The following is a 21,477-nucleotide window of genomic DNA, read 5'->3' on the forward strand; positions in this document are numbered from 1 at the left end:
TGGAAGACCAGCCATCATTTCTTGATCCACTCTTCTTTTACTTCTTATATTTTAAACTACTTATCATGAATGCCGATAAATCTTGGGCTGTAAAAGACGCCGTAATCGCCGGTAATGAGGAACGGACACGCAGGCCGAGCGAGATCAGAACGAACATTTCAGCCATTTTATCCGAATCAACCGATTCTTGAATAACACCGTGCTGCTGGCCAATCGAAATCCATTGTTTGGATAAGTCTACTGCCCGCGTATAAAAATTTTGGAGCACATCCGCGACAGCAGGCTCTTCTTCCCTGCCGAGCAAATACATCAACACCGTGTTTGTCACATCATGTTTATCTTCGAATGCCAGAAGGCTGTTCGAAATGATTTGCATCGGCCTGTCGAAAGTCTTGCCGCTTAATTCCACTTCGTTCATGAAATGCTTGTTGGTCTCTTCGAGCCGTTCCTGCAGCACCCAAGCAAAGATTTCGTCTTTGCTCTTCACGTAATGGAAGATCGCCCCCTTAGATAATTCCGATCTTTTCATGATATCCTGCATGGTGATAGCGTGGCAGCTTTTTTCCTGCAACAATTCTTTCGTTGAATGAAGTAATTTCTGAGTCGTTTGTTTCCTGCGGTCCTCATTTTTCAAGTTCATTCCTCCACGAACAGTAAACTAACACCTGTTTGAATTATATAAACAGACCGTCGGTTTGTAAATAGAATATGGCTGAATAGAGAAAAAAAACAATTCATCCTTCTGATTCATATTGTCTCTAGTAAACTTTATGCACTTCCACCACCTGCGGTATGGTCGTGACTTTCACCCGTTAGTCGTTGCGCCGCCAAGCGCACAACGAGGCTGCCGCGATCGCAGCAGCCCATTGTGATCCATGCTTCTGAGCGGTTACTTTCACATCTCATTTCGTACCATCAATATGAGGCATTCCACATGGCTCGTCTGCGGGAACATGTCCACCGGCTGCGCCCACTCCAGCCGGTAGCCTCCGGCGAGCAGCACCTTGGCGTCCTTGGCGAGCGTGGCCGGATTGCAGCTCACATAGACGAGCCGCGTCGGCCGCGCGGCCAGCACGGCGTCCAGCAGCTCGCGGCCGCAGCCGGTGCGCGGAGGATCGACGACGACGACGTCCGGGCGCACGCCTTGGCGCACCCACTCCGGCAGCAGCTCCTCCGCCCGGCCTTCATAAAAGCGGGCGTTGTCGATGCCGCTCGTCCGCGCGTTGTCGCGCGCGTCCAGCACCGCCTCCGGCAGCAGCTCGATGCCGCGAACCTCTCTCGCTCCGGCCGCGAGCCAGAGGCCGATCGTGCCGGTGCCGCAGTATGCGTCGACGACGAGCTCGCTGCCGCTGAGCGCGGCGGCTTCCTGGACGGCTCCGTACAGCTTGACCGTCTGCTGCGGATTGAGCTGGAAAAATGCGCGCGGAGAAAGCGAGAACCGCAGCTCGCCAAGCGTTTCCTCCAGCTTGTCCTCTCCCCACAGATGGATCGTCTTCTCTCCGAATACGAGCGGACTGCCGCCTTTGTGGATGTTGTGCGAGATCGAGCCGACCTGCGGCAGCTCGCGCCTCGCCGCCTGCACGAAGCGTCGGCTGTCCGGGAAGCGGTCGCCGGCGGTGACGAGCGTCAGCTGCAGCTTGCCTGTGCGGCGGCTGACGCGCACGGCGATCGTCTTGACGATGCCTTGGCGCTTCTTCTCCTCGTAAACGGGGATGTCCAGCTCTTCGAGAATCCGCTTCGTCTTCTCGACCGCTTCGTTCAGGCGCGGATCGTGGACGGCGCAGCCGCTGATGTCGACGAGCTGCCTCGTGCCGAGCGAGTACAGCCCGGCGACGAGCCCGCTCTCGCCGCGTCCGGCCTGCAGCTGCGCCTTGTTGCGGTACGCCCAGGGATCGTCCATGCCGAGGATCGGACGGAGCGGCAAGCGGTCGATGCCGGCATAACGCTGGAACGACTCCCGCACGAGCTCCTCCTTGGCCCGCAGCTGCGCTTCATAGGTCATATGCTGCAGCTGGCAGCCGCCGCAGCTGTCGTAGACCGCGCATGGCGGAACCTGCCTGTCGGGGGACTTCTTCTCGATCTCGACGAGATCGGCCTGCAATTGGAGGCGTCCATACTATACCCGAAATTCAGGAAGAAAGCGGGTGTGATCGTGAAGGGTAGAGTGATGAATGTCTTCCAGGTTTTTCTCGTCCTCATGCTGTCCGACGGCCTGGCTTGCCACGTCATCATCAATCCGATGCTGCTGGATGCATCCGGTCGCGATGCCTGGATCACCGCGATCGCCGCGGGCGTGTTCTTCGTGCCCTGGAGCCTGATGATCGTCTACATCATGAAAAAAAGCGGCCAGCAGCATTGGCGGGAATGGCTGGGCGAGCATATGCATCCGGTCTTCTCCTGGATTCTCGTCGTTCCGGTGCTGCTGGTAATGTTCCTGCAGGCGATGGAATGCGTCATGCAGACCGTCAGCTGGCATATCACGAACTATTTGCCCGCCAGCAATCCGCTGCAGCTCGGGATGCTGCTCATTTTCATCTGCGTCATGCTCTGCTGGTGGGGCTTTCGCGTCGTAGCCGTCGCCTCGGGCATCCTGCTGCCGATTGTCATCGGACTCGGCCTCCTCGTCGCCTCCGGCAACAGCGAGATCAAGGACATGTCGCTGATGCTCCCCATTCTGGAGCATGGCTGGAATCCCGTCTTTCGGGGCATGATCTACGCCGGCGCCGCTTATTCGGAGCTCATGTACATCCTGCTGCTGCAGCACCGGATCCGCGGACGAATGAAGGCGTGGCATATGCTGATCTACTCCTGCGTCATCGTTTTCATCATGGTCGGTCCCATCATCGGCGCGATCACCGAATTCGGTCCCGAGGAAGCGGCCAACCAGCTCACCTCCCCTTACGAGCAGTGGAGGCTGCTGCGCATCGGACAGTATATCGAGCATCTGGACTTCTTTCCGATTTTCCAGTGGCTGTCCGGCGCGTCGATCCGCATCGCGCTGCCGGTGCTCGTGCTTGCGGAGACGTTCGCCAGCAGAAACGAGAAGGCCCGCCGCATCTTCATCCTGGCGGTGTTTCTATTTTACGGCGCCGCCACGTTCGTTCCTTTGGACGAGTACGATATGTACCTGTTCATGTACACCTATTTCATGCCGGGAGTCACGCTCGTGCTGCTGCCGGCATCGCTAGCCTGGTTCATCGTCGCCCTGTGCATCAAGCCGGACCGAAGGAGGGATTCCGATGGAGGACAACCGCAAGACGGATCAGACGGACAACCGGAAGAAGAAGGAAGCGGACAAGGACGAAGAGCAAGCCGAAGGAGCAGCCGGAGCCGGATCGGAAGAGCGGACCTCCGAGCACGAAGCAACCGAATCCGGACGAGCGTCCGGACGGCCGCAAGCCTCAGGGGCAAGCGCGGCGCCAGGAAGCGGAAGCGCAGGAGGCGCCGGCTAAAGGCTGGACGAAGGAGGAGCTGAAGCGCGTTTTCGAGCATTCGGCCGACGTGATCGTCAAGAGCTCTTTTTTTGGACGGGACAACGCCAAGGAAGTCGTGCTCGTCTTTTCGGTCGGCCTCTGCGACACGATGATGATCAACCGGCATGTCCTGCCATCGCTGAGCGCGCATTATGACCGCGACGAATCGCTGACCCGTCCGCTGCTCCGGCTGTCGGACGCTCTCACGATCGAAGGCTTCGTCAAGACGCCGATACGGACCGAGCTCGAGGAGGCCGTCTATTCCGGAGCGCTGCTGCTTCTATTCGTCCGGGAAGGCTTGCTGGCGTCCGTCGATCTGTGCAACGCGCCGAGAAGGACGCCGGACGAATCAAGCACCGAGATCTCGATCAAAGGTCCGCGCGATTGCTTTATCGAGGATCTGGACACGAACGTCGCGCTGATCCGCAAGCGGATCCGCTCCAGCTCGCTGCATGTGGAGGGCTTCACGATCGGCAGGCGGACCCGCACGCGGATATCGCTGCTGTACATCCACGATATCGCGGATCCAAAGCCGCTCGAGGAGGTGCGCAAGCGGCTTCGGGAAATCGACATCGACGGCCTGTATTCGATCAACCAGCTGGAGGACCTGCTGCTGCACAATCGGTTCAAGATCCTGCCGCTGATCGACTTCACCGGCCGGCCCGACTTTGTCGTCACGAGCCTGCTCAACGGGCGCTTCACGATTATCGTCGACGGCAATCCGATGGTGCTGATCGCCCCGGCGACGCTGTCGTTCATCCTGAAGTCGCCGGAAGACGTGCACTTCAACTTCTCTTATGTATCGTTCTCCAGAATCATCCGGATTTTGAGCATGTTCCTTTCGATCTTCCTGCCCGGAATATGGATCGCGCTCATGGCGTTCCATCAGGACCAGATTCCCTTCCGCCTGATGGCTACGATCTCGGTCTCTCGGCTTGGGCTGCCGCTGTCCGCGCAGATGGAGATGCTGCTGCTCCTGCTGCTGCTCGAAATCTTCAAGGAAGCGGGCGTCCGGCTCCCGAGCGCGATCGGGCAGACGCTCACCTCGATTGGCGGCCTCATCATCGGCGACGCCGCCATCCGGGCCGGCCTCGTGTCGCCGTCGGTCGTCGTCGTCGGGGCGATTACGGCCGTAGCGGGCGTGACGCTGGTCAACCAGGTGCTCAGCACGGTCGTGAGCATCTTCCGGATGTTCTTCTTTTTCCTCGCTTCCTTTTTCGGCATGTACGGGGTCATCCTCGGCATCGTGCTCATGGTCGCCTACATGGCGAGGCTGCAGTCGTTCGGCGTGAGCTATCTCGCTCCGCTGTCGCCGCTGCTGCCGAAGGATGCGTTCATGTCGTACCTGCGGCTCCCGTTCGCCTATATCACCAAGCGGCCGGACAGCATCGCCAAATCCGGCCAGGACGACGACCATCAAGGAGGCGACATGACTTGAGGAAGCTCCTTCTCGGAATTCTGGCAGCGCTGCTGCTGTCCGTGCAGGGCTGCGGCAACTCGAAGGACACCAGTCGCTGGCTTACGTGTCGGCTCTCGGACTGGACTACAAAAACGGCAAGTATGTCGCGTACGTCCAGGTGCTGAACTTCAGCAACATCGCGCGCAGCGAAACGGTCACGCTCGGCCAAGAAGTGCCGATCTGGATCGGGCGCGGCGACGGAGAGACGATCTCGGGAGCGATCGCCGAGACGAACGCCACCTCCCAGTCGCGGCTGTTCTGGGGCCATGTGAAGGCGGTCATCGTGACGGAGAATTTCATGAAGCGCGGGCTGTCCGGGCTCACCTCCTCGCTGCTGCGGGACAGGCAAGCCCGATATACCGTGCTGTTCTACGGAACGAAGGAAAAGATGGAGGACATTCTGACGCAGAAGTCGATCTTCAACCTTTCGCCGCTGGATACGATGATGTTCACCGCCGTGCAGATGAATACGCAGAAGGCGTACATCCTGCCCGTGAACGCGAACAAAGCGTTCGCGTATCTGAACGAGCCCGGCGGCGCCGGCATGCTGCCTGAGATCGGCATCTATCGCCACACCTGGCACGAGGACTTCAAGAAGAAGCCGATGTTCATCATCAAAGGGGCGTTTTTCTTCGAAGGCTACAAGTACAAGAACCATATGGCGATGGAGCCGCTCAAGGGCATACGCTGGCGGGACGAGAAGCTGGACCTCACTCCGCTCAAGCTGCTTAAAAATGGCCGGCCATCCGCCGTGCTCATGCTCGGCCATCCCCGGTTCTCGATCAAGATCCGAGTCGAGCAAGGCAAGCCGCGCTACGACGTCAAGATCAAGACGACCGGCTATATTTCGGAGCAGGTCCAAAAGGCTACGATCCAAGAGCTGCAGAACGAAGCGGCACTAGCGATCCGCAAGGAAGTGCAGAATACGTTCGCGATCGCCACGGCGGAAAAGACGGACTGCTTTCGGCTGCAGCTCGAGCTGTACCGCAAGCATCCGGAGCTATTCCGGCAGCTGATGCGTCAAGGTCCGTTTTTCCTGGAAAGCGACTCCCTCGCCTCGGTCGAGGCGGACGTGTACATCCGGACGACCGGCAAGTTCAAGGGCAGCGTATATTCGGACAAGCAAGACGGCGATGAAGACGGGTCCTGAGGGGCCCCTTTTTTGCCGTTTTTGGTTTATAATCGACGAATCAGGTTTACATAATTATTCGTACAAATTTAATGGGGCGAAAAACGACCCGACGCAGCCTTGCTGCGCCAGGCACTTGCTAGCCGCGATGGGCCTGCTCTTCCTCCTCGACCGGCTTGAACCGCTGCTTGGCGAAAAAGTAGCCGAACAGCAGCGCGATCAGCGTGTAGATGATCGCGGTCACCGTGAACGCTCGCGCATAACCATGGTACGCTCCGTATCTCGCGACGAGGCCGGTGCTGATCGGCGCGGCGATGAACCAGCCGAGATTGAACATCGCCTCCCCCGAGCTCGCCGCCAATCCTCGCAGCGACCGATGCACGTACCTCATCTTGATCGTGCTGTAGAACGGATTCGCCGCGTTCATGAGCGCCTGCCGGAACAGATAGCCGAAGCTCGCAAGCCAGAATTGATGCGTGTAGGCGGTCAGCACGAGGAACGGAATCGAGCTGAGCTGCAGCCATACGACCGCCTTCACCTCCCCCATCCTCCGGGCGATCGCCGGACCGAGCAGGAACGCGATCGCCGTCGCTCCCTGGCCGAGCGCCACGACGAGGCCGATGCTCGAGTGCGAAGCGTGGAACCTATCCTCGAAATAGACATTCAAATAGGGCACGACCATGCCGCCCGCCATCGCGGACAGCAGGCTGAGCAGCGTAAAGGCCGCGATCGCCGCATACGACGAGCGATGCAGCCGGAAGCGCTCGCGGAAGCTTGGCTTCGGCGAGCTCGCGGCGGCGGCAGCCGCCCCGGCCGCGCCGGCCGGGGCGCCGAACTTCAGGATCGGGACGAGCCCGGCCGCCGCGATCGCGACGCCGACCAGCAGCGTCGCCCGCAGGCTGGCGAGCTCGCTCCAGCCTCCGATCGCTCGCAGCGCGTCGCTGATCAGCCCGCCTCCGAGATTGCCGGCGACATTCGCCGCCATGACGAGCGCCATGTTGAAGCTGAACAAGTGGACGCGCTCCCGCGGCGAGGAGTTGTCGGCCATGAACGGCAGGATCGTGGCCGATACGATCGCTTGCGCCATGCCGGCCGCGAAGGCAAGCGCGGTCAGCTGGCCGCTGCCGGCCGCGAAGGCGCGGGCCGCGAGCACCGCGATGACGGCCGCCGCTCCGATGCCGATCATCCGCTTCGCGCCGAACCGGTCGTTGGCGAGGCCGGCGGGGATGAGGATGAGCGCGGCGGCCAGAGCCGTCGCCCCGACGATGTCTCCCACCATCGTCGGCGCATGTCCGAGAGCTTTGACATAGAGATTGTAGATGAGGCTGTACATGCCGAGACCGATGTTCCACAATAGGTTGAAGACGAAAAACAGCCGGATGTTGCGGCTGTAGCCGCCCAGCTGCTCGCGCCACTCTTGGATGAAGGTAGACATGTCCTCCATCGTACCGCAAAAGGCGGTTTCCTACAACGGGAACAGCGGGAGGAATCGGCCGCTCAGCGGATGTCCGCGCCCAGGCATCCGCGAAAATGCTGAAGCGCCCATTCGTGGCCGACCGCGTTGAAGCTGGCGACCGCCCGCTCGTGGATGACGAGCCGGTAGCCGAGATTGTAGGCGTCGACGGCCGTGTGCAGGATGCAGATGTCCGTGCAGTCGCCGACGAGATGCAGCTCCCGCACGCCTCTCTCCCGCAGTCGCAGGTCCAGGTCCGTGCCGGCGAACGCCGAGTAGCGGGTCTTGTCCCGGTACAGCACGTTCGGCAGCCCGCGGATCTCCTCGTACAGCTCGCCCAGCTTGCCGTACAGCTCCCTTCCCTTCGTCCCCCGCAGATTATGCGGCGGGAACAGCTTCGTTTCCGGATGCCAGGCATCCCCCGGTTCATGCACGTCGACGGCGAAAACGACCCACTCCCCGGCCTCGGCGAACTCCCGCGTCAGCCGCACGACCTCGTCCTCGATCGCCCGGCCCGGCTCGCCGCAGGTCAAAGCTCCGTCCTCCGCGATGAAATCGTTCGTGTAGTCGATGTTGATGAGCGCTCTTGCCATCGTCCATCCCTCCGCTTGTCGTTTTCCCCATCCTACCGAATCGCGGCTGCCGCTGCAAATCGGCCGAGGGATTGACGGAAGCGGCTTCGCCCGCTAGCATACGAAAGTGGAAGGAGCGTGTCCCCATGCCAACCGCTTTTGTGCTCGGAGCGGCATTTTTGTTTCTCGGCGTCGCGATCGGAGCGTTCGGCGCGCATGCGCTGAAGGCCCGCCTGGCCGGCGATGCCGGCAAGAACTATCAGACCGGCGTGCTCTACCATCTGCTGCACGGCGTCGGCATCGTCGCTGTCGGCGCATCGCCTGAGGCGGCCTCCTCGTCGCTGGTGCATGCCGCGGTGTGGCTGTTCGCCGCCGGCATCGTGCTGTTTTCCGGCAGCCTGTACGCGCTCAGCCTGAGCGGAGTGAAGAAGCTCGGCGCGATCACGCCGCTCGGCGGCCTGGCCTTTCTCGCCGGCTGGGCGCTCGTAGCGATCGCCTACATCGGATAGCGGAGCGAGTCCGATCGCAAGAAAAAGGGCTGTCCCCGGCCGACATTCGTCGGCCGGCAGGGACAGCCCTTTTTCTTTTCATCCGCAGGATGCGTCTCGGATCCGGCGGAAGCTGGCGCTACAGGCGGTCGAGCTGGCGAGACTTCAGCTTCGGCTCGCAGGCTTTGCAGACGCCGATGACCTGTCCGTTCTCATCGGAGTAAAAGGCGAGCCGCGCGGACGGCTGCCGGCAGAGCGAGCAGGGCTGTCCCTTGCCGCGGGCGGCGGCGGGATTGGGTTTGCTCTTGCGCCTGCGCGCTGCATCCAGCGCGATGACGTTGGAGTGGCGGCGCGAGCTGGCTTGGCGGCGGTTCAGCCAAACGACGAGCGCGCAGACGGCCGCGGCAGCTGCGATGATCAGCACCGGCACGAGCATGAGCCTCTCTCCTTCCTTGCAGCATAGCTTGTCATCCTTATTCTGCCTCTTTTTCCCCGTTTTGCGCAAGTGCCCGCAGATGGCGGCCGATGGATCCGCTCGCGCCGGTCAGCGCGATGACGGGACGAGCGCCGGCGGAGCCGGATTTTTCAGAGGTTGTCATGGCATGCAAGGCTCCTTCCGGACCGACGGCTTCAATAGCTTCTTGCCCGCTCCGTTCTCCGGCCAGCCGTGCCGGAGCCCAGCCTTGCGAACCGCGGGAAGGATATGCGATGATAAGGCCAGCAAGAACATTTTCCAAAAAGAGGAGTGACCTCCCATGCGCAAGGAGATGGAGCGGTTCAAGCAGCAGCTGAGCGAGCAAGGCAAGCTTCAGGGGCGCGAGGCGGTCCTGATCGCCTTCGACCATCTGCTCGACCTGCTGGATGAGCATGAGGAAAAGCACCGCCTGGAAATCGGCGCCCGCAGTACGAACGGCGAGAAGTCCAAAGGAGAGGTCGAGTCGGCGATCCGGGCCGAGACGGAATTTTTCCGCAATGCCGTCCATACGGTCATCGATCGCACGGTAGCCGATCTGGTCCATCGCGGCGACAAGGAATGGAAAAAGTTCTACGACCGCATTGAATAGGCTCCGCTCCGACGCCTTGCGCCCCTCGCTCCGAGGGGCGTTTTTTAACGCCTCCGCCCGCCCGCGCCGCATCCGCCCTTCCGCTTCGACGGCCCACCCCTCTTGTCCACCGGATGAATAGTCTATTCTATCTTGTTCCGCAAAGGAGTGATAGATAGATGGCGATTGCAAAAACCCCGATCCTCGGCCAGCCGGCCGTATCCGCGGACGCGATGGCCGCCTACGTGCGGACGGTCAATCCGTCGTTCAATGCGGAGATCGCCCGCCAGTTCCGGCTCGTCGGCAGCCGGCTCGGCATCCGCGGCGACATCGCGCTCTGCCAGTCGATCCACGAGACGAACTGGTTCCGCTTCGGCGGGGACGTAAGGCCCGAGCAGAACAACTTCGCCGGCATCGGCGCGACCGGCGGCGGCAATGCCGGCGCCAGCTTCGCGACGATCGCGGAGGGCGTGACGGCGCAGATCCAGCATCTGTACGCCTACGCCTCGACCGCGCCGCTGCCTGCCGGCGAGAGGGTCGTCGATCCGCGCTTCTCGCTCGTCGCTCGCGGCAGCGCGCCCAACTGGGAGGATCTCGCCGGAAAATGGGCCGTGCCCGGCTACAATCGGACGAAGTACGCCTCGCTGCAGGCCGCGCTCGAGGCCGGCGACACGTACGGCCAGAAAATCATGCGGCTGTACGGCACGATGACGGCGGCCGCAGCCGCGGCAGCGCCGCAAGCGCCGCTGCCGATTGTGGCGCTTGACGCCGGCCACGGCGGCACCGATCCCGGCGCCCAAGGCTTCGGCATCGTCGAGAAGGACAGCGCGCTCGACCTGACGCTGCGGGTCGCCGCGCTGCTGCGCGCCGGCTATGCCGTCGACGTGCGGCTCACGCGCAGCACGGACGTTTTCGTGCCGCTTGGAGAGCGGGCGACGATAGCCAACGGCTGGAAGGCGGATTATTTCGTCTCCCTGCATCATAATGCGGCCGGCGGCGAAGGCTTCGAGTCGTATGTCTACCCCGGCACGCGCTCCGGCCCGTCGGGCGTGCGCCAGGATGCGGTCCATGCGGCGATCATGAAGGCGCTCGCTCCGCTCGGCGTCGCGGACCGCGGCAAGAAGGAGGCGAACTTCGCCGTGCTGCGGCAGACGACGATGCCGGCGGTGCTGCTGGAGAACCTGTTCGTCGACAACGCGCTCGACGCAGGCTTGCTGAAGGACTCGGCCGTGCGCCAGAATCTGGCGGCGGCAATCGCGGAAGGAGTGGCGAAAGCGATGGCATTGACCCCGAACTATCCGGCCAGCACGCCGGACTACAAGATCCAGGCGATCGAATGGCTGTACACGCAAGGATACTTGACCGATTCGGTATGGAAGCAGCAGCCCGATACCCCTCTGCCCCTGTGGGCGGAAGCGCTCATCCTGCAGCGGATGTACGCGCAGCTTCAAGGATGACCCTCCTTTCGGAGGAGGAACCGTTCCAAGCCGCAAAAGGCAGCCCTCCCGGCCATCGCGCCGGCTCGCGGGCTGCCTTTTTCGTTGCTCCGCATTCTACTCGTCGAGACTGCCGACGTACTCGCGGATGTAGTCCATGAACCGCTTGGCCGCAGGGGACAGCAGCTTGAACGAGGCGGCGGCGATGCCGAGCGTGCGGTAGCGCCCGTCCTCAAGCTCGACCATGCTCGCCCGGTGGTCGCGACCGCGCAGGACAAGCTCGGGCAAGATGCTGATGCCGAGCCCATGCTCGACCATCGCGATGATGGCGTAGTCGTCATGCGTCTCGTATTTGATGCGCGGACGGCGGATCGACTCCTCGAGGATGCGCCGGACATCATAGTCCGAGCCTTCCTTCGGAATGATGAACACCTCGTCCTCCAGCTGGCTGAGGGACAATCGCCGCTCTCCGCAGAGCGGGTGGTCGGGCGGAAGCACGCAGAGCATCCGGTCCTTCTTGAGCGGAAGCGTGTCGAGCCCCTCCCTCGACGGCAGGGACAGGAAGCCCAGATCCATGTTGCCGCCCGCGATGCCTTCCTCGATGTCGCGATAGTCGCCCTCGATCAGCTTGAGCTCGATGCCGGGATAGTCGCGGTCGAACGCCTTGATCATCGCCGGCAGCCAGTGCACGGACACGCTCGTGAACGTGCCGAGACGGACGGTTCCGGCCTGCAGCCCTTTGATCAGGGCAATCTCCTGCTTCAGCTGCTCCTGGGCGGCCAGCAGCTCGCGCATCGGGCGGAGCAGCCGCTCGCCGCTCTCGGTCAGCCGGATGCCGGAGCGGCTGCGCGTCAGCAGCGCCAATCCGAATTCCTTTTCGAGGCTGCTGATCGCATGGCTGACGCCCGACTGCGTGAGGCCGAGCGTCTCGCCGGCGCGCGTCAGGCTGCCGAGCTCGACGACCGCGCTCAGCACCTCGTATTTGAACAAACTCATGCTCGATCTCTCCCGCCGGATTCATTCCTTTTTCTCATATTCTCCATGACAAACATTCAATTCCCTTATGCTTCCTTCCTGAGTATACTTGACCTCGGATGAAAGCTTCAAGAAAGAATGGAGAATGGAACGAAGATGAAGAAATCGGAATGGCTGCTGCTTGTCGTCACGTTATGCTGGGGGTCCGCTTACTTGCTGTTGAAGGCGGCGATGGAGGCGGTCGAGCCGCTCATGCTGATCGGGCTGCGCTTCATGATCGGCTTCCTGATCGCCGGCGCGATCCTGTATCCCCGGCTGAGGAAGGCGACGCGCCGAACCGTCGCGCTCGCCGCGATGCAAGGCGCGCTGCTGTTCCTCATCTCCGTGACGGTCACGTTCGCGCTCAAGTCGACGTCGACCGCGAACGCCAGCTTCCTGCTCAGCCTGACGGTCATCTTCGTGCCGCTCCTGTCCGCGACGTTCCTGCGCCAGAAGCTGACGCCGCAGCTGACGGCGGGCATCGGCTTCGCCATCGCCGGCATCGGCCTGATGACGCTGAAAATGCCGCTGTCGATGCAGCCCGGCGACCTGCTCTGCATGCTCGCCGCCCTCATCAACGCGACGTACGTGCTGCTGACGTCCCGAGCGGCTAAAGAAGTCGACACGATCAATCTCGGCGTCCTGCAGCTCGGCTTCGCCGGCCTGTTCGGACTGATCTTCGCCGGCTTCATGGGCCAGCTGTCGCTTCCGTCGACCGGCGGAGGCTGGGGAGCGATCCTCGCGCTCGCTGTCGTCTGCAGCGCCTTCTGCTACATCGCCCAGCCGGCCGCGCAGAAATTCACGACCGCCTCGCGAGCGGGACTCATCTTCTCGATGGAGCCGGTGTTCGCGGCGATGTTCGGCTTCCTCGTCGTGGGAGAAATGCTCTCTGCGCAAGGCTATGCAGGCGCGGCGCTCGTCCTCACCGGCGTGCTCGTCTCGGAGTACGGAGCCCGCTGGCTGCAAGCGCTGCGCCGCCGCAGCCGCCCGCAGGCGCAGCCGGAGCCGGGCATGCTGCCCTAGGCGCAAGGCTCGAGCGCATCGGATGCATAGGAAAGAGCGGAACGATTGCCGTTCCGCTCTTTTTCGTCTTCTTCTTTGTCTATAGCAGCACAGGCGAGCGCCGCGCCGCCAGCTTGACCGCTTGACGCATCGCGGCGGCGCGCACCCGCTCCGGTCCGTAGGCGGCGTCCTCGCTGCGGAACAGCTCGCACAGCGCCTGCTGGGCCGCCTGCACGGCGAGCCGCTCGTCGCCGAGCAGGTAATAGCAGACGGAATAGCATTCCTGCTCCGACTGCCGCAGCCTCAGAATTCTCTCCTCGGATCGCTTCCTCATGCCGCTCTCTCCCTTGCCTCGTTCTCTATCTAAGACGGATTATACCTGCAAAATGTATCCGGAATAGGTCCGACTTTAAGTATAACGGGCTTTGACCTGACAGAAAGCAACAAAAACATAGCATTTTCTGAAGTTTTTCTTAAACCGAGGCCGCGCTTACGCGTCGGCCTTGCGCAGCGATTCGACCGGCGTGCTCCGCAGCGCCGTGCGGACGGAACCGGCCTGCAGCAGCACGGCAAGCGCGGACAGCGTCAGCAGGATGCCGCCGAGCAGCCAGCCGTCGAAGTCGACCCGCAGCGGCTCCTCCCACGGGCGCAGATCCGTCTGGATGACGCGGGCGAACGCGCTCGCGCCGCTCCATCCGGCCGCCCAGCCCGCCGCGAGGCCAAGCAGGCCGAGCAGGCTCCCCTCCAGCATGAACGCCCGCCGGAGCGTCGGCGCCGGCACGCCGGCGCAGCGGAGCATCGCGAGCTCGCGCTCGCGGTCGAGCATCGAGCGCCGCTGCAGGACGGCCAGGCCGAGCAGCCCGATCGCCGCCGAGAGCGCGGTGAAGGCCAGGAAGCCGGTCACGAGCCGCTTCGAGGAAGCATGCTCCTTCCACGTGTCCAGATAGGGAATGGCGGCCGTCGAGGCGCCAGCGGACAGGAGCCGGGAGACGACCTCCTCGTCCTGCTTGAGATCGGTCGCGTCGAGCTGCAGCAGGATCAGCCCTTTGAACTTCTGATTGTCCCATGGGCGATGGTAGCCCTCGTGCAGCTGCTTCCAGACATCGGGATGGACGTAGGTCGTATCGTAGACGTACTCCGTATGGACGCCGGAAGCGGAATTCGGCTCGGCGAAGCCGGCGATCGTGAACGTCTGCTTCAGGTCGGGCGGCTGTCCGGCGGCCCTGACTTCTGCCTTGAAAAAGCCGAGCTCGATCGTGTCGCCGACGCGGTAGAGCTTTTCCGGAGACCAGAAGGTCGCGGACGGCTCGACGCCGAAGTCCTTGTAGCTTCGCGGCAGGACGATGTACCTCTTGTCCGCCATCACCTTGTCCCAGGCTTCCTGATCGGTCGCAAAGGCCAAGGACCGCTCCAGCAGCTTCCAGCCGCCTCCCCGGACGAGCTCGGGGGTGACCGGCACGAACGATTGCCCGCCCCTGCTGGAGCTGTCAGACAGCGAGATGGAAGCCATCGTCGGCTGGACATGCGCGTAGCTCTCTACCGCTTGACGCAGCGTCTCGTCGCTCTTCAGCAGCTCCAGCATGTCCTGCTTCTCGCTGTCGCTCTCGTACGCGACGAAGCCGCCGTAGCCGAGCAGCGCCTGCGGACCGCGCGCCGGATCCGAGTTCGGGAGGATGAGGCTGGATATGCCCGAGGTGAAGGTGATCGTCATCATCGCGACGGCGAACAGCAGCATGACGGTGAACGTGCGTCCCGGACGCTGCGCCGCATAGCGCAGAGCGAGCAGCACGTCCGCTCCGGCGCGCGCTCCGAGCCGCGAGCCTGCCGCCTGCAGCAGCAGTTGCAGCAGCAGCGTCAGCGCGGCGGCGGAGGCGAGCCAGACGAGCGCCAGCCGCAGCATGACCGAGCCGTCCGCAACCTGCGGCGACCAGCCCCAGGTGTGGTAAGCCTGCAGCCCGGCGACGGCGCAGGCCGCTGCGGCGGCGACGGCCAAGCGGATGGAGCGGCGACGCTTGCCGCTCGCAGACGCGCCCTCCCTTGATTCGCCCCGCATCGCGCCGACGATCGAGCCCGTGCCGGCCAGCCGGCTCGCCGCCAGCACGAGCAGCAGCTGATACAGCAGCACGGCCGCCCCTCCCGCCAGCAGCACCGGCAGCGGCAGATGCGGCTCGATCGGGATGCCCGACGCTTCGGCCGAGCGGCCGAGCTCCGAGCCGTAGATCGCCTTCACAAGCCCCCAGCCGCCGGCCAGTCCCGCCGCGATGCCGGCCAGGCCGGACAGCAGCCCGAGCAGCAGCGCCTCCGCCCGGAACAGGCTGCGCGCCTGCTTGCGGCTGAGGCCGATCGCCCGCAGCACGCCGTACAGCTCCGCCCGCGAGTCGGCGAGCATGAGCACGATCTGCCGCAGCAGGAACGCGCTGGAGAAGATCGCCGTCAGGCTGATGACGCCGATCAGGATGACGAGATTGCTGCGCGTCATGTCCTCCGCTTTCCGCTTGACGAAGCGAGTCTCGTACCAGCCCTCCTGCTTCGACGAAAAGCTCATGCCGAGCACCGAATCGGCCGGATTCATCCGCGAAGCGAGAATCGCCGACCAGCTGCCCTCCGGCAGCGCGGCCAGCCGCCGCGCGTCGTCCGGATGGAGCGCGAGCGTCGCGTTATGCCGCGCCCCGTCGCCCCGGTAGCCGGACAAGCCGGACGGAGGCGGCGCATCGCGCAGCTTGAAGCCGACGCGGGCGCCGTCCGGAGCGCCGGCATAAACGATGTCGCCGGCCTGCAGTCCGAGCGTCTCCGCCGCATCCGCGTCGAGCAGCGCCTCGCCCGGCCGCAGCGGCTCGTCCCACAGCCGCGAGCCCGGCTCGAACGCAGCGGCCGCCGGCGCCTCGAAGCCGATCGCGAGCGCCTGCTGCAGCATGGCCGCCTCCGCGTCGGGCTCCGGCGAAGCGTACAGCATCACCGTCGCCGACGCGGCGGGAAGATAGCGGTACGGAAACGGCCCTTCGCCGTTGCCCTCCGCCGCGACCTCCCGAGCCCTCTCCGCCGTGAAGCCGGCCTCCTGGCCGGCAGGGACGAGCTCCCAGTCGATCGGCCCGAAGTGGCGGCTCAGCCAGCGGTCGCCGCTTTCGCGGACAGAGCCGTAATGAAACAACGACATCGCCAGCAGCATCGCGCCGATCGCTCCGGCCAGCACGGCGAGCGCCGTCTGCCGCCCCTGCCGGCGCAAATAGCGCGAGCCCATCGCCCACGAAATGCCGCGGGTCAGCATGACGAGCCTCCGCGGTCCTCGACGATCCGCCCGTTGAACATGCGGATCTGCCGCGGCAGCCGCTGCGCCAGCCGGTCGTCATGCGTGACGAGCAGCAGCGTCATGCCGTACTGGCGGTTCATCAGCTCCAGCAGACCGATCACCTGATCGGCGGCATCGGAATCGAGCGCGCCGGTCGGCTCGTCGGCGAACAGGATGTCCGGCCGCCCGGCGACGGCGCGGGCGATCGCCACGCGCTGGCTCTGGCCGCCGGACAGAGCCGACGGCCGAGCGCGGCGCTTGGCGGCGAGGCCGACCAGGTCGAGCGCCTCAAGCGCCTGCCGCTCCGCCTCGCGGCGCGACATGCCGCCGGCGAGCAGCGGCAGCTGCACGTTCTCCTCCGCGCTCAGCACCGGCACGAGATGATACGCTTGGAACACGAAGCCCATGCGCTTCAGCCGCAGCGCCGCCAGCTCGCTTTCGCGCCGCCGGTGGACCGCCTCGTCTCCGATCCAGATCTCCCCGCCGTCGACCGGCTCCAGGCCGGCAAGCACATGCAGCAGCGTCGACTTGCCGCAGCCGGACGGCCCGGTCACCGCCGCCATCTCCCCCTTGTCCAGCGTCAGGCCGACCTCGCGGAGCGCTTTTGTCGCCTCGACTCCCGTTCCATACGTCTTATTCAGTTCTGTCGCTCTCAGCATCGGCTGCAATCTCCTTTTCCTCCCCGCGCTTCGGGGATGCCTCTACCGTACCAGGCCGGGATGCAGTCCTCGCCGAAACGATGTGCAGAACCTGTGCAGAGCGGACGGACTGTCGGCCTATTCGCGGAAATGCGGGCGCGAACGACGGGCGCGAACGATCCGACGCTCATTCGCGGAACAGCGGCAAGCGCACCGTGAATTCGGCGCCGCCGCCGACGCGGCTCTCCACCTGCACCGAGCCGTCATGCGCCTCGGCGATGCCCTTGACGACAGCCAGCCCGAGGCCGATGCCGCGCGGCGCCGGACTTCCGTCCGCATAGGTCGGCTTGCGGTAATACCGGTGGAACAGCTGCCCCGCCTCTTCGGGCTCGAAGCCCCAGCCGTCGTCGCGCACGCGCAGCACAAGCTCCGCTCCGCTCGCCGAAGCGCTCACCGTCACGCGGCTGCGGGCATGGCGGATCGCGTTGCCGAGCAGGTTGAGCAGCAGCTGCGAGAACCGCTTCCCGTCCCCGTACAGCAGCAGCTTGCCGTCCAGCTCGGCGACGAGCCCGATGCCCCGATCGTCGGCATCCGGCTGCAGCAGCTCCATCGCCGCCGCCGCGACGGCGGCCGGCTCGAACCAATTCTTCTCCAGCTGCAGGCGGCCGCTCTCGGCCAGGCTCAGATCCTGCAGATCCTGCACGAGCCGGCTCATCGCGGCGGCTTGCTCCGACAGAGCAGCCAGCCGCTCGGGCGGCAGCGGGCGCTGCTCGTACAAGGCGTTGTCGAGCGAGGCGCGGATGACGGAGAGCGGCGTGCGCAGCTCATGCGCGACCTCCGCGACCATGAGCCGGCGCGTCGTGCGCAGCTGCCGGATGAGCGCGTCGGCCCGCCCCAGCGCCTGCTCCAGCTGCCGCTCCTCGGCCGCGTCCGCGCGCGCGGACCCCGCCCGCTCGCCGGACCCGCCTGTCTCGTCCGATGGCAGCGCAGCCTCGGTCGCCGCGCCCTCGCGGGGGACATGGAGGCGCGCCGCAGCCGCCTGCCCAGCCTCAGTCTCAGCATCCGTCCGCGCGGCTGGCGCTCGCCCTCTGTCTGCCGCCGCGTCGCCTCCATCCCGATCCGGCTCATCCGCCAAGCGCTCGGCGACCCGGCTCCATGCCGCCAGGCGCCGCCGCCAGCGGCGACGCTCCAGCCGCATGGCTGCGGCGATCAGCAGCGCCGTAAGCGCAGCCGGCGGCAGGCAGCGCCCCAGCGCCGCCCAGGACGAGTCTCCCGCCACGGGACCGGCCGGCAGCAGCGCCGCGAGCAGCGCGGCGGCCGCCCCGCCGCCGATCGGCAAGGCCGCGGCGGCGGCGATCCGCTGAATCCGCTGCGCGTCCATCATCGGCCGGCTCCCGCATCGGGATTGAACTTGTAGCCGACCCCGTACACGGTCAGCACGAAGCGCGGATCGGCCGGATCGTCGCCGAGCTTGCGCCGCAGGTTGCGGATATGGCTGTCGATCGTGCGCTCATAACCGGCGAACGCGTCGCCGAGCGCCTCCTCCAGCAGATGCGTCCTCGTGAATACCCGGCCCGGCCGCGAGGCGAGCCGCAGCAGCAGCGCGAACTCGGTCCGGGTCAGCTCAAGCGCCCGGCCTTCGAGCTCCGCCTCATGCGACAGCGGCCGAATCGTCAGCTCGCCGCGCTCCAGCACCTCTCCTTCGCCGCCTGGCTCCTGGACGTCCGCGCCGGACGCCGTCGCCGTTCGGCCTGCGCGCCTCAGCACCGCCTTCATGCGAGCATGCAGCTCGCGCAGGCTGAACGGCTTCTGAATGAAATCGTCCGCTCCGAGCTCCAGCGCAAGCACGCGGTCGAACTCATCGCCTCTGGCCGTCACCATGAGCAGCGGCAGCTGCCAGCTGCGGTCGTTGAGCCGGCACAGATCCAGTCCCGTCCGCCCGCCTTCGAGCATCCAATCGACGAGCAGCAGGTCCGGCCTGCCGCGCTCGATGAGCGCTTCCGCCTCCTCCGCCGAAGCCGCTCCCTCGACCTCCCAGCCTTCCTGCCGCAGGAAGCGGGCTCCTTCCTCCAGCAGCTCCCGCTCATCCTCGATCCATACGACCTTCATGTCCATCCCCCGTCCGCTCCTGCTTGATCTCTCGGTTTCCTATTATATCCATCCCTGCATCCGCTGCAAAGCAAATACGGGACGAACGGAGAACTGCTCCGCTTCGTCCCGTATCGCTTTTCATGCCTGCAGCGCGCAGGCGGCGCTCCGAGCGGCCGGTCAGCCGACCTGGAACTCGTTGCGCTTGATGATGTGGATGTCGTCTCCGGCATAGATGTGGATGTAGATCACATACTTGCCCGGCTCCGGAAACGTATGCTCCACCTCATATTCCTTGTCCGACTTCTTCGTCGAGGTGAGCAGCACCGGGAGCTCCTGCTCCGTCTCCTCGCGGATGTCGAAGTCGATCTTGAGATCGTCCTCCTGCAGGAGGGACTCGATGCCCTCGATCTCCGCCGTCAGCTGGAGCGGCGAGCCGGCGACAGCCGCCGGCTCGCTCGCGATATGCGTCTCCACGGCGGATTCATCCACGCCGCCGCTGCGCGAGGAGCAGCCCGCCGCGACGAGCAGCAGCGCAGCCAATAGGATCAGTCCGAATTTCTTCAACGTCATTAGCCTCCTTGGCATGTTCCCTATCCTTTCCCATTATACCCGCTCGTCCGCTCTTTGGCTTCGGCGAACCATGAACTTTTCTTGTCGAGCGCTGCCGGATTGTGCTACAATTCGGTCTAACTGAATCTGAACCTTCGGGGCAGGGTGAAATTCCCTACCGGCGGTGACGGCGCCAGCTTGGCGCCGAAGCCCGCGACTCCCGCTGCCGCTTCATGCGGCGGCGGGACTGACTTGGTGCGAGTCCAAGGCCGACGGTATAGTCCGGATGAGAGAAGGTGAAACCCTGCTTGGCGCCATTTTTGGCGGCAGGCGGGTTCTTCATGCCCCCGTCCTGATCCTTCAGGCGGGGGCATGCTGCTTCTAACGAGGTTCAATTCAAATTCCGTTTCATGGGGGTTTTTGAATTGGGTACGACCGCTGCCGCATCGAGTCCGCTGCAGGCGGACCGCGGCGGACTGCTCTCCTGCGGGCGCGGCATCTGGTATGTCGCGCTCGGAGCGACGCTCTGGGGAGTCGATCCGCTGTTCCGCATCCTGCTGCTCCAGCATTTCACGTCCGCGCAGATCGTCTTTCTCGAGCATCTGCTGCTGGCCGTCTATTCCGTTCCGGTCCTGATCCATTACCGTCATCAGCTCGCCGGCAAGCTCACGCTCGGCATCGTCGGCGCGATGCTGTTCATCTCCTGGGGAGGCTCGGCGATCGCCACCGTCATGTTCACCGCGGCGTTCAGCTACGGCAACTTCAACGCCGTCCTGCTGCTGCAGAAGCTGCAGCCGCTGTTCGCGATCCTGCTCGCGCGGATCGTGCTGCGCGAAGCGCTGCCGCGCCGCTTCGGCTGGTTCCTGCTGCTGGCGCTGGCCGGCACCTACCTGCTGACGTTCGGCTTCGGCTCCCCGGCGCTCGGCCTGCATGACCTCGCTACCCTCGGCTGCCTGCTCTCCATCGGGGCGGCGGCGCTGTGGGGCGGATCCACCGTCATGGGCAAGTACCTGCTCACCAAGGGCATGGGCTTCCACTTCGTGACGGCGCTGCGCTTCCTGCTCGCCATCCCGCTGCTCGGCCTGCTCGTCCTCGTCGCCGGCGACGGCTGGCAGACGCTCGGCGCAGGGGGTGCGGCGGCGCTGCTGCTCGTGAACCTGCTGTTCCAGGCGTTCATCCCGGGCTTGCTGAGCATGCTGCTCTATTACAAAGGGCTGTCCGGCACCAAAGCCTCGCTCGCCACGCTCGCGGAGCTGGCGTTCCCTGCCGTCGGCGTGCTCATCAACTGGCTCGTCTTCGACCAGGCGCTCACCGCCGGCCAAGTCGCCGGCTTCGTGGTCATCTGGACCGTGCTCGTGCTGCTGAGCCGCAGCGCCTCGCGCTCCGCTCAGCCCGCCGCTCCTGCGGGCTGACTTCAGCCTTCAGCCCCCGGCAACGCTGCCAGATCAAAAAGGGCGGCAGCCCGAATCCTCCCCTCTGAGGCGGATCCGGGCTGCCGCCCTTTTTACGTCCTATCCTGTCGATGCTCAGGCTTCGTCCGCACGCATGAACCGCGCTTCGTCGAAGCAGCCGTCCAGTCCGGGCTCCGTGCCCTCCGCCGCCAGCAGCGCCAGCTGCAGCTCGCCTCCGTCGCCGGGCAGGCTGATGCGCCGCGCCGCGTTCATGACCCGATGCCAAGGCAAGCCTTGGGACTCGCCCATGCTGTGCAGCACGCGCACGACTTGGCGCGCCGCGCGCGGCTGGCCGGCTGCCGCCGCCACCGCGCCGTACGTCATGAGCCGTCCTTCGGGAATGGCTTTCACGACTTGGACGACGCTTGCCGTGAATGGCTGCATGTCATCCGC

At 64.5% G+C, this 21,477-nt stretch carries 22 protein-coding genes and 1 riboswitch; of the genes, 8 read left to right on the forward strand and 14 right to left on the reverse strand.

From position 1 onward, the window contains the following. Window positions 1-37: 37 nt before the first annotated feature. Both H582_RS0102545 and rlmD read right to left on the reverse strand, forming a co-directional pair. Entirely contained in the window at window positions 38-634 is a 597-nt protein-coding gene (locus tag H582_RS0102545) for a TetR/AcrR family transcriptional regulator (protein WP_028597246.1), read from the reverse strand. A gap of 261 nt (window positions 635-895) precedes the next feature. Next, window positions 896-2,101: a 23S rRNA (uracil(1939)-C(5))-methyltransferase RlmD gene (gene rlmD, locus H582_RS25665; protein WP_052332902.1), complete on the reverse strand. Its 1,206-nt coding sequence runs from the start codon at window positions 2,099-2,101 to the stop codon at window positions 896-898. Window positions 2,102-2,152: 51 nt separating this feature from the next. Between rlmD and H582_RS25670 the strand changes: the two genes are divergently transcribed. The 3 genes from H582_RS25670 (at window position 2,153) to H582_RS25680 (ending at window position 6,082) form a co-directional block, all read left to right on the forward strand. Next, window positions 2,153-3,475: an endospore germination permease gene (locus H582_RS25670; RefSeq protein ID WP_164820152.1), complete on the forward strand. Its 1,323-nt coding sequence runs from the start codon at window positions 2,153-2,155 to the stop codon at window positions 3,473-3,475. A 26-nt stretch (window positions 3,476-3,501) separates the two neighbouring features. Beyond that, complete coding sequence (locus H582_RS25675) at window positions 3,502-4,911, forward strand: spore germination protein (protein WP_240478912.1); 1,410 nt, start codon at window positions 3,502-3,504, stop codon at window positions 4,909-4,911. 85 nt (window positions 4,912-4,996) lie between these two features. After that, complete coding sequence (locus tag H582_RS25680; protein ID WP_052332904.1) at window positions 4,997-6,082, forward strand: Ger(x)C family spore germination protein; 1,086 nt, start codon at window positions 4,997-4,999, stop codon at window positions 6,080-6,082. Between the two features lie 118 nt (window positions 6,083-6,200). On the opposite strand, the gene H582_RS0102570 is transcribed toward H582_RS25680, so the two are convergent. Together H582_RS0102570 and H582_RS0102575 are read right to left on the reverse strand one after the other, a co-directional pair. Continuing rightward, on the reverse strand, window positions 6,201-7,496 hold the full coding sequence (locus H582_RS0102570) for an MFS transporter (RefSeq protein WP_028597247.1): 1,296 nt from the start codon (window positions 7,494-7,496) through the stop codon (window positions 6,201-6,203). 62 nt (window positions 7,497-7,558) lie between these two features. Then, a complete protein-coding gene (locus tag H582_RS0102575) occupies window positions 7,559-8,107 on the reverse strand; it encodes a cysteine hydrolase family protein (protein ID WP_028597248.1) in 549 nt (182 codons plus the stop codon). 125 nt (window positions 8,108-8,232) lie between these two features. Between H582_RS0102575 and H582_RS0102580 the strand changes: the two genes are divergently transcribed. Continuing rightward, window positions 8,233-8,595 carry a DUF423 domain-containing protein gene (locus tag H582_RS0102580; RefSeq protein ID WP_028597249.1) on the forward strand — a complete coding sequence of 121 codons (363 nt, stop codon included), beginning with the start codon at window positions 8,233-8,235 and terminating at the stop codon, window positions 8,593-8,595. Between the two features lie 118 nt (window positions 8,596-8,713). Here H582_RS0102580 and H582_RS25685 read toward each other — a convergent pair whose 3' ends face one another. Both H582_RS25685 and H582_RS31555 read right to left on the reverse strand, forming a co-directional pair. Beyond that, window positions 8,714-9,010, reverse strand: coding sequence for a hypothetical protein (locus H582_RS25685; protein ID WP_043110832.1), 297 nt, complete (start codon window positions 9,008-9,010; stop codon window positions 8,714-8,716). Window positions 9,011-9,047: 37 nt separating this feature from the next. After that, complete coding sequence (locus tag H582_RS31555; protein ID WP_127464492.1) at window positions 9,048-9,311, reverse strand: hypothetical protein; 264 nt, start codon at window positions 9,309-9,311, stop codon at window positions 9,048-9,050. 18 nt (window positions 9,312-9,329) lie between these two features. Here H582_RS31555 and H582_RS0102595 point away from each other — a divergent pair, with 18 nt between their 5' ends. Together H582_RS0102595 and H582_RS0102600 are read left to right on the forward strand one after the other, a co-directional pair. Further along, entirely contained in the window at window positions 9,330-9,638 is a 309-nt protein-coding gene (locus H582_RS0102595) for a hypothetical protein (RefSeq protein ID WP_028597250.1), read from the forward strand. A 158-nt stretch (window positions 9,639-9,796) separates the two neighbouring features. After that, the gene (locus H582_RS0102600; protein WP_028597251.1) at window positions 9,797-11,074 is read left to right on the forward strand and encodes an N-acetylmuramoyl-L-alanine amidase; all 1,278 of its coding nucleotides are present in this window, start codon (window positions 9,797-9,799) and stop codon (window positions 11,072-11,074) included. A 96-nt stretch (window positions 11,075-11,170) separates the two neighbouring features. Here the strand turns inward: H582_RS0102600 and H582_RS0102605 are convergent, their stop codons facing one another. Then, entirely contained in the window at window positions 11,171-12,049 is an 879-nt protein-coding gene (locus H582_RS0102605; protein ID WP_028597252.1) for a LysR family transcriptional regulator, read from the reverse strand. Between the two features lie 135 nt (window positions 12,050-12,184). On the opposite strand from H582_RS0102605, the gene H582_RS25690 reads away from it, so the two are divergent. Further along, a complete protein-coding gene (locus H582_RS25690; RefSeq protein WP_052332905.1) occupies window positions 12,185-13,090 on the forward strand; it encodes a DMT family transporter in 906 nt (301 codons plus the stop codon). Window positions 13,091-13,169: 79 nt separating this feature from the next. Here H582_RS25690 and H582_RS0102615 read toward each other — a convergent pair whose 3' ends face one another. The 6 genes from H582_RS0102615 to H582_RS0102640 all read right to left on the reverse strand — a co-directional run bounded on the left by H582_RS0102615 (window position 13,170) and on the right by H582_RS0102640 (window position 19,648). Then, window positions 13,170-13,403, reverse strand: coding sequence for a hypothetical protein (locus H582_RS0102615; RefSeq protein ID WP_028597253.1), 234 nt, complete (start codon window positions 13,401-13,403; stop codon window positions 13,170-13,172). A 156-nt stretch (window positions 13,404-13,559) separates the two neighbouring features. After that, window positions 13,560-16,334, reverse strand: coding sequence for an FtsX-like permease family protein (locus H582_RS0102620; RefSeq protein ID WP_028597254.1), 2,775 nt, complete (start codon window positions 16,332-16,334; stop codon window positions 13,560-13,562). Continuing rightward, window positions 16,328-17,014 carry an ABC transporter ATP-binding protein gene (locus tag H582_RS0102625; RefSeq protein ID WP_043110833.1) on the reverse strand — a complete coding sequence of 229 codons (687 nt, stop codon included), beginning with the start codon at window positions 17,012-17,014 and terminating at the stop codon, window positions 16,328-16,330. Before H582_RS0102625 ends, H582_RS0102620 begins: the two co-directional genes overlap by 7 nt. Window positions 17,015-17,180: 166 nt before the next feature. Continuing rightward, entirely contained in the window at window positions 17,181-18,377 is a 1,197-nt protein-coding gene (locus tag H582_RS29725; protein ID WP_084136507.1) for a sensor histidine kinase, read from the reverse strand. After that, window positions 18,374-19,108 (reverse strand): response regulator transcription factor, encoded by a 735-nt coding sequence (locus H582_RS0102635; RefSeq protein ID WP_028597257.1) that lies wholly within the window; start codon window positions 19,106-19,108, stop codon window positions 18,374-18,376. Before H582_RS0102635 ends, H582_RS29725 begins: the two co-directional genes overlap by 4 nt. Before the next feature lie 153 nt (window positions 19,109-19,261). Continuing rightward, window positions 19,262-19,648, reverse strand: coding sequence for a hypothetical protein (locus H582_RS0102640; protein ID WP_028597258.1), 387 nt, complete (start codon window positions 19,646-19,648; stop codon window positions 19,262-19,264). A 132-nt stretch (window positions 19,649-19,780) separates the two neighbouring features. Continuing rightward, window positions 19,781-19,935: riboswitch (FMN riboswitch) on the forward strand. A 153-nt stretch (window positions 19,936-20,088) separates the two neighbouring features. Here H582_RS0102640 and H582_RS0102645 point away from each other — a divergent pair. Next, window positions 20,089-21,045 (forward strand): DMT family transporter, encoded by a 957-nt coding sequence (locus H582_RS0102645; RefSeq protein ID WP_052332932.1) that lies wholly within the window; start codon window positions 20,089-20,091, stop codon window positions 21,043-21,045. Between the two features lie 114 nt (window positions 21,046-21,159). On the opposite strand, the gene H582_RS0102650 is transcribed toward H582_RS0102645, so the two are convergent. Beyond that, window positions 21,160-21,468 (reverse strand): MGMT family protein, encoded by a 309-nt coding sequence (locus tag H582_RS0102650; RefSeq protein ID WP_028597260.1) that lies wholly within the window; start codon window positions 21,466-21,468, stop codon window positions 21,160-21,162. Window positions 21,469-21,477 lie beyond the last annotated feature (9 nt).

This window comes from Paenibacillus pasadenensis DSM 19293, assembly GCF_000422485.1.
Lineage (GTDB): Bacteria > Bacillota > Bacilli > Paenibacillales > Paenibacillaceae > Paenibacillus_O > Paenibacillus_O pasadenensis.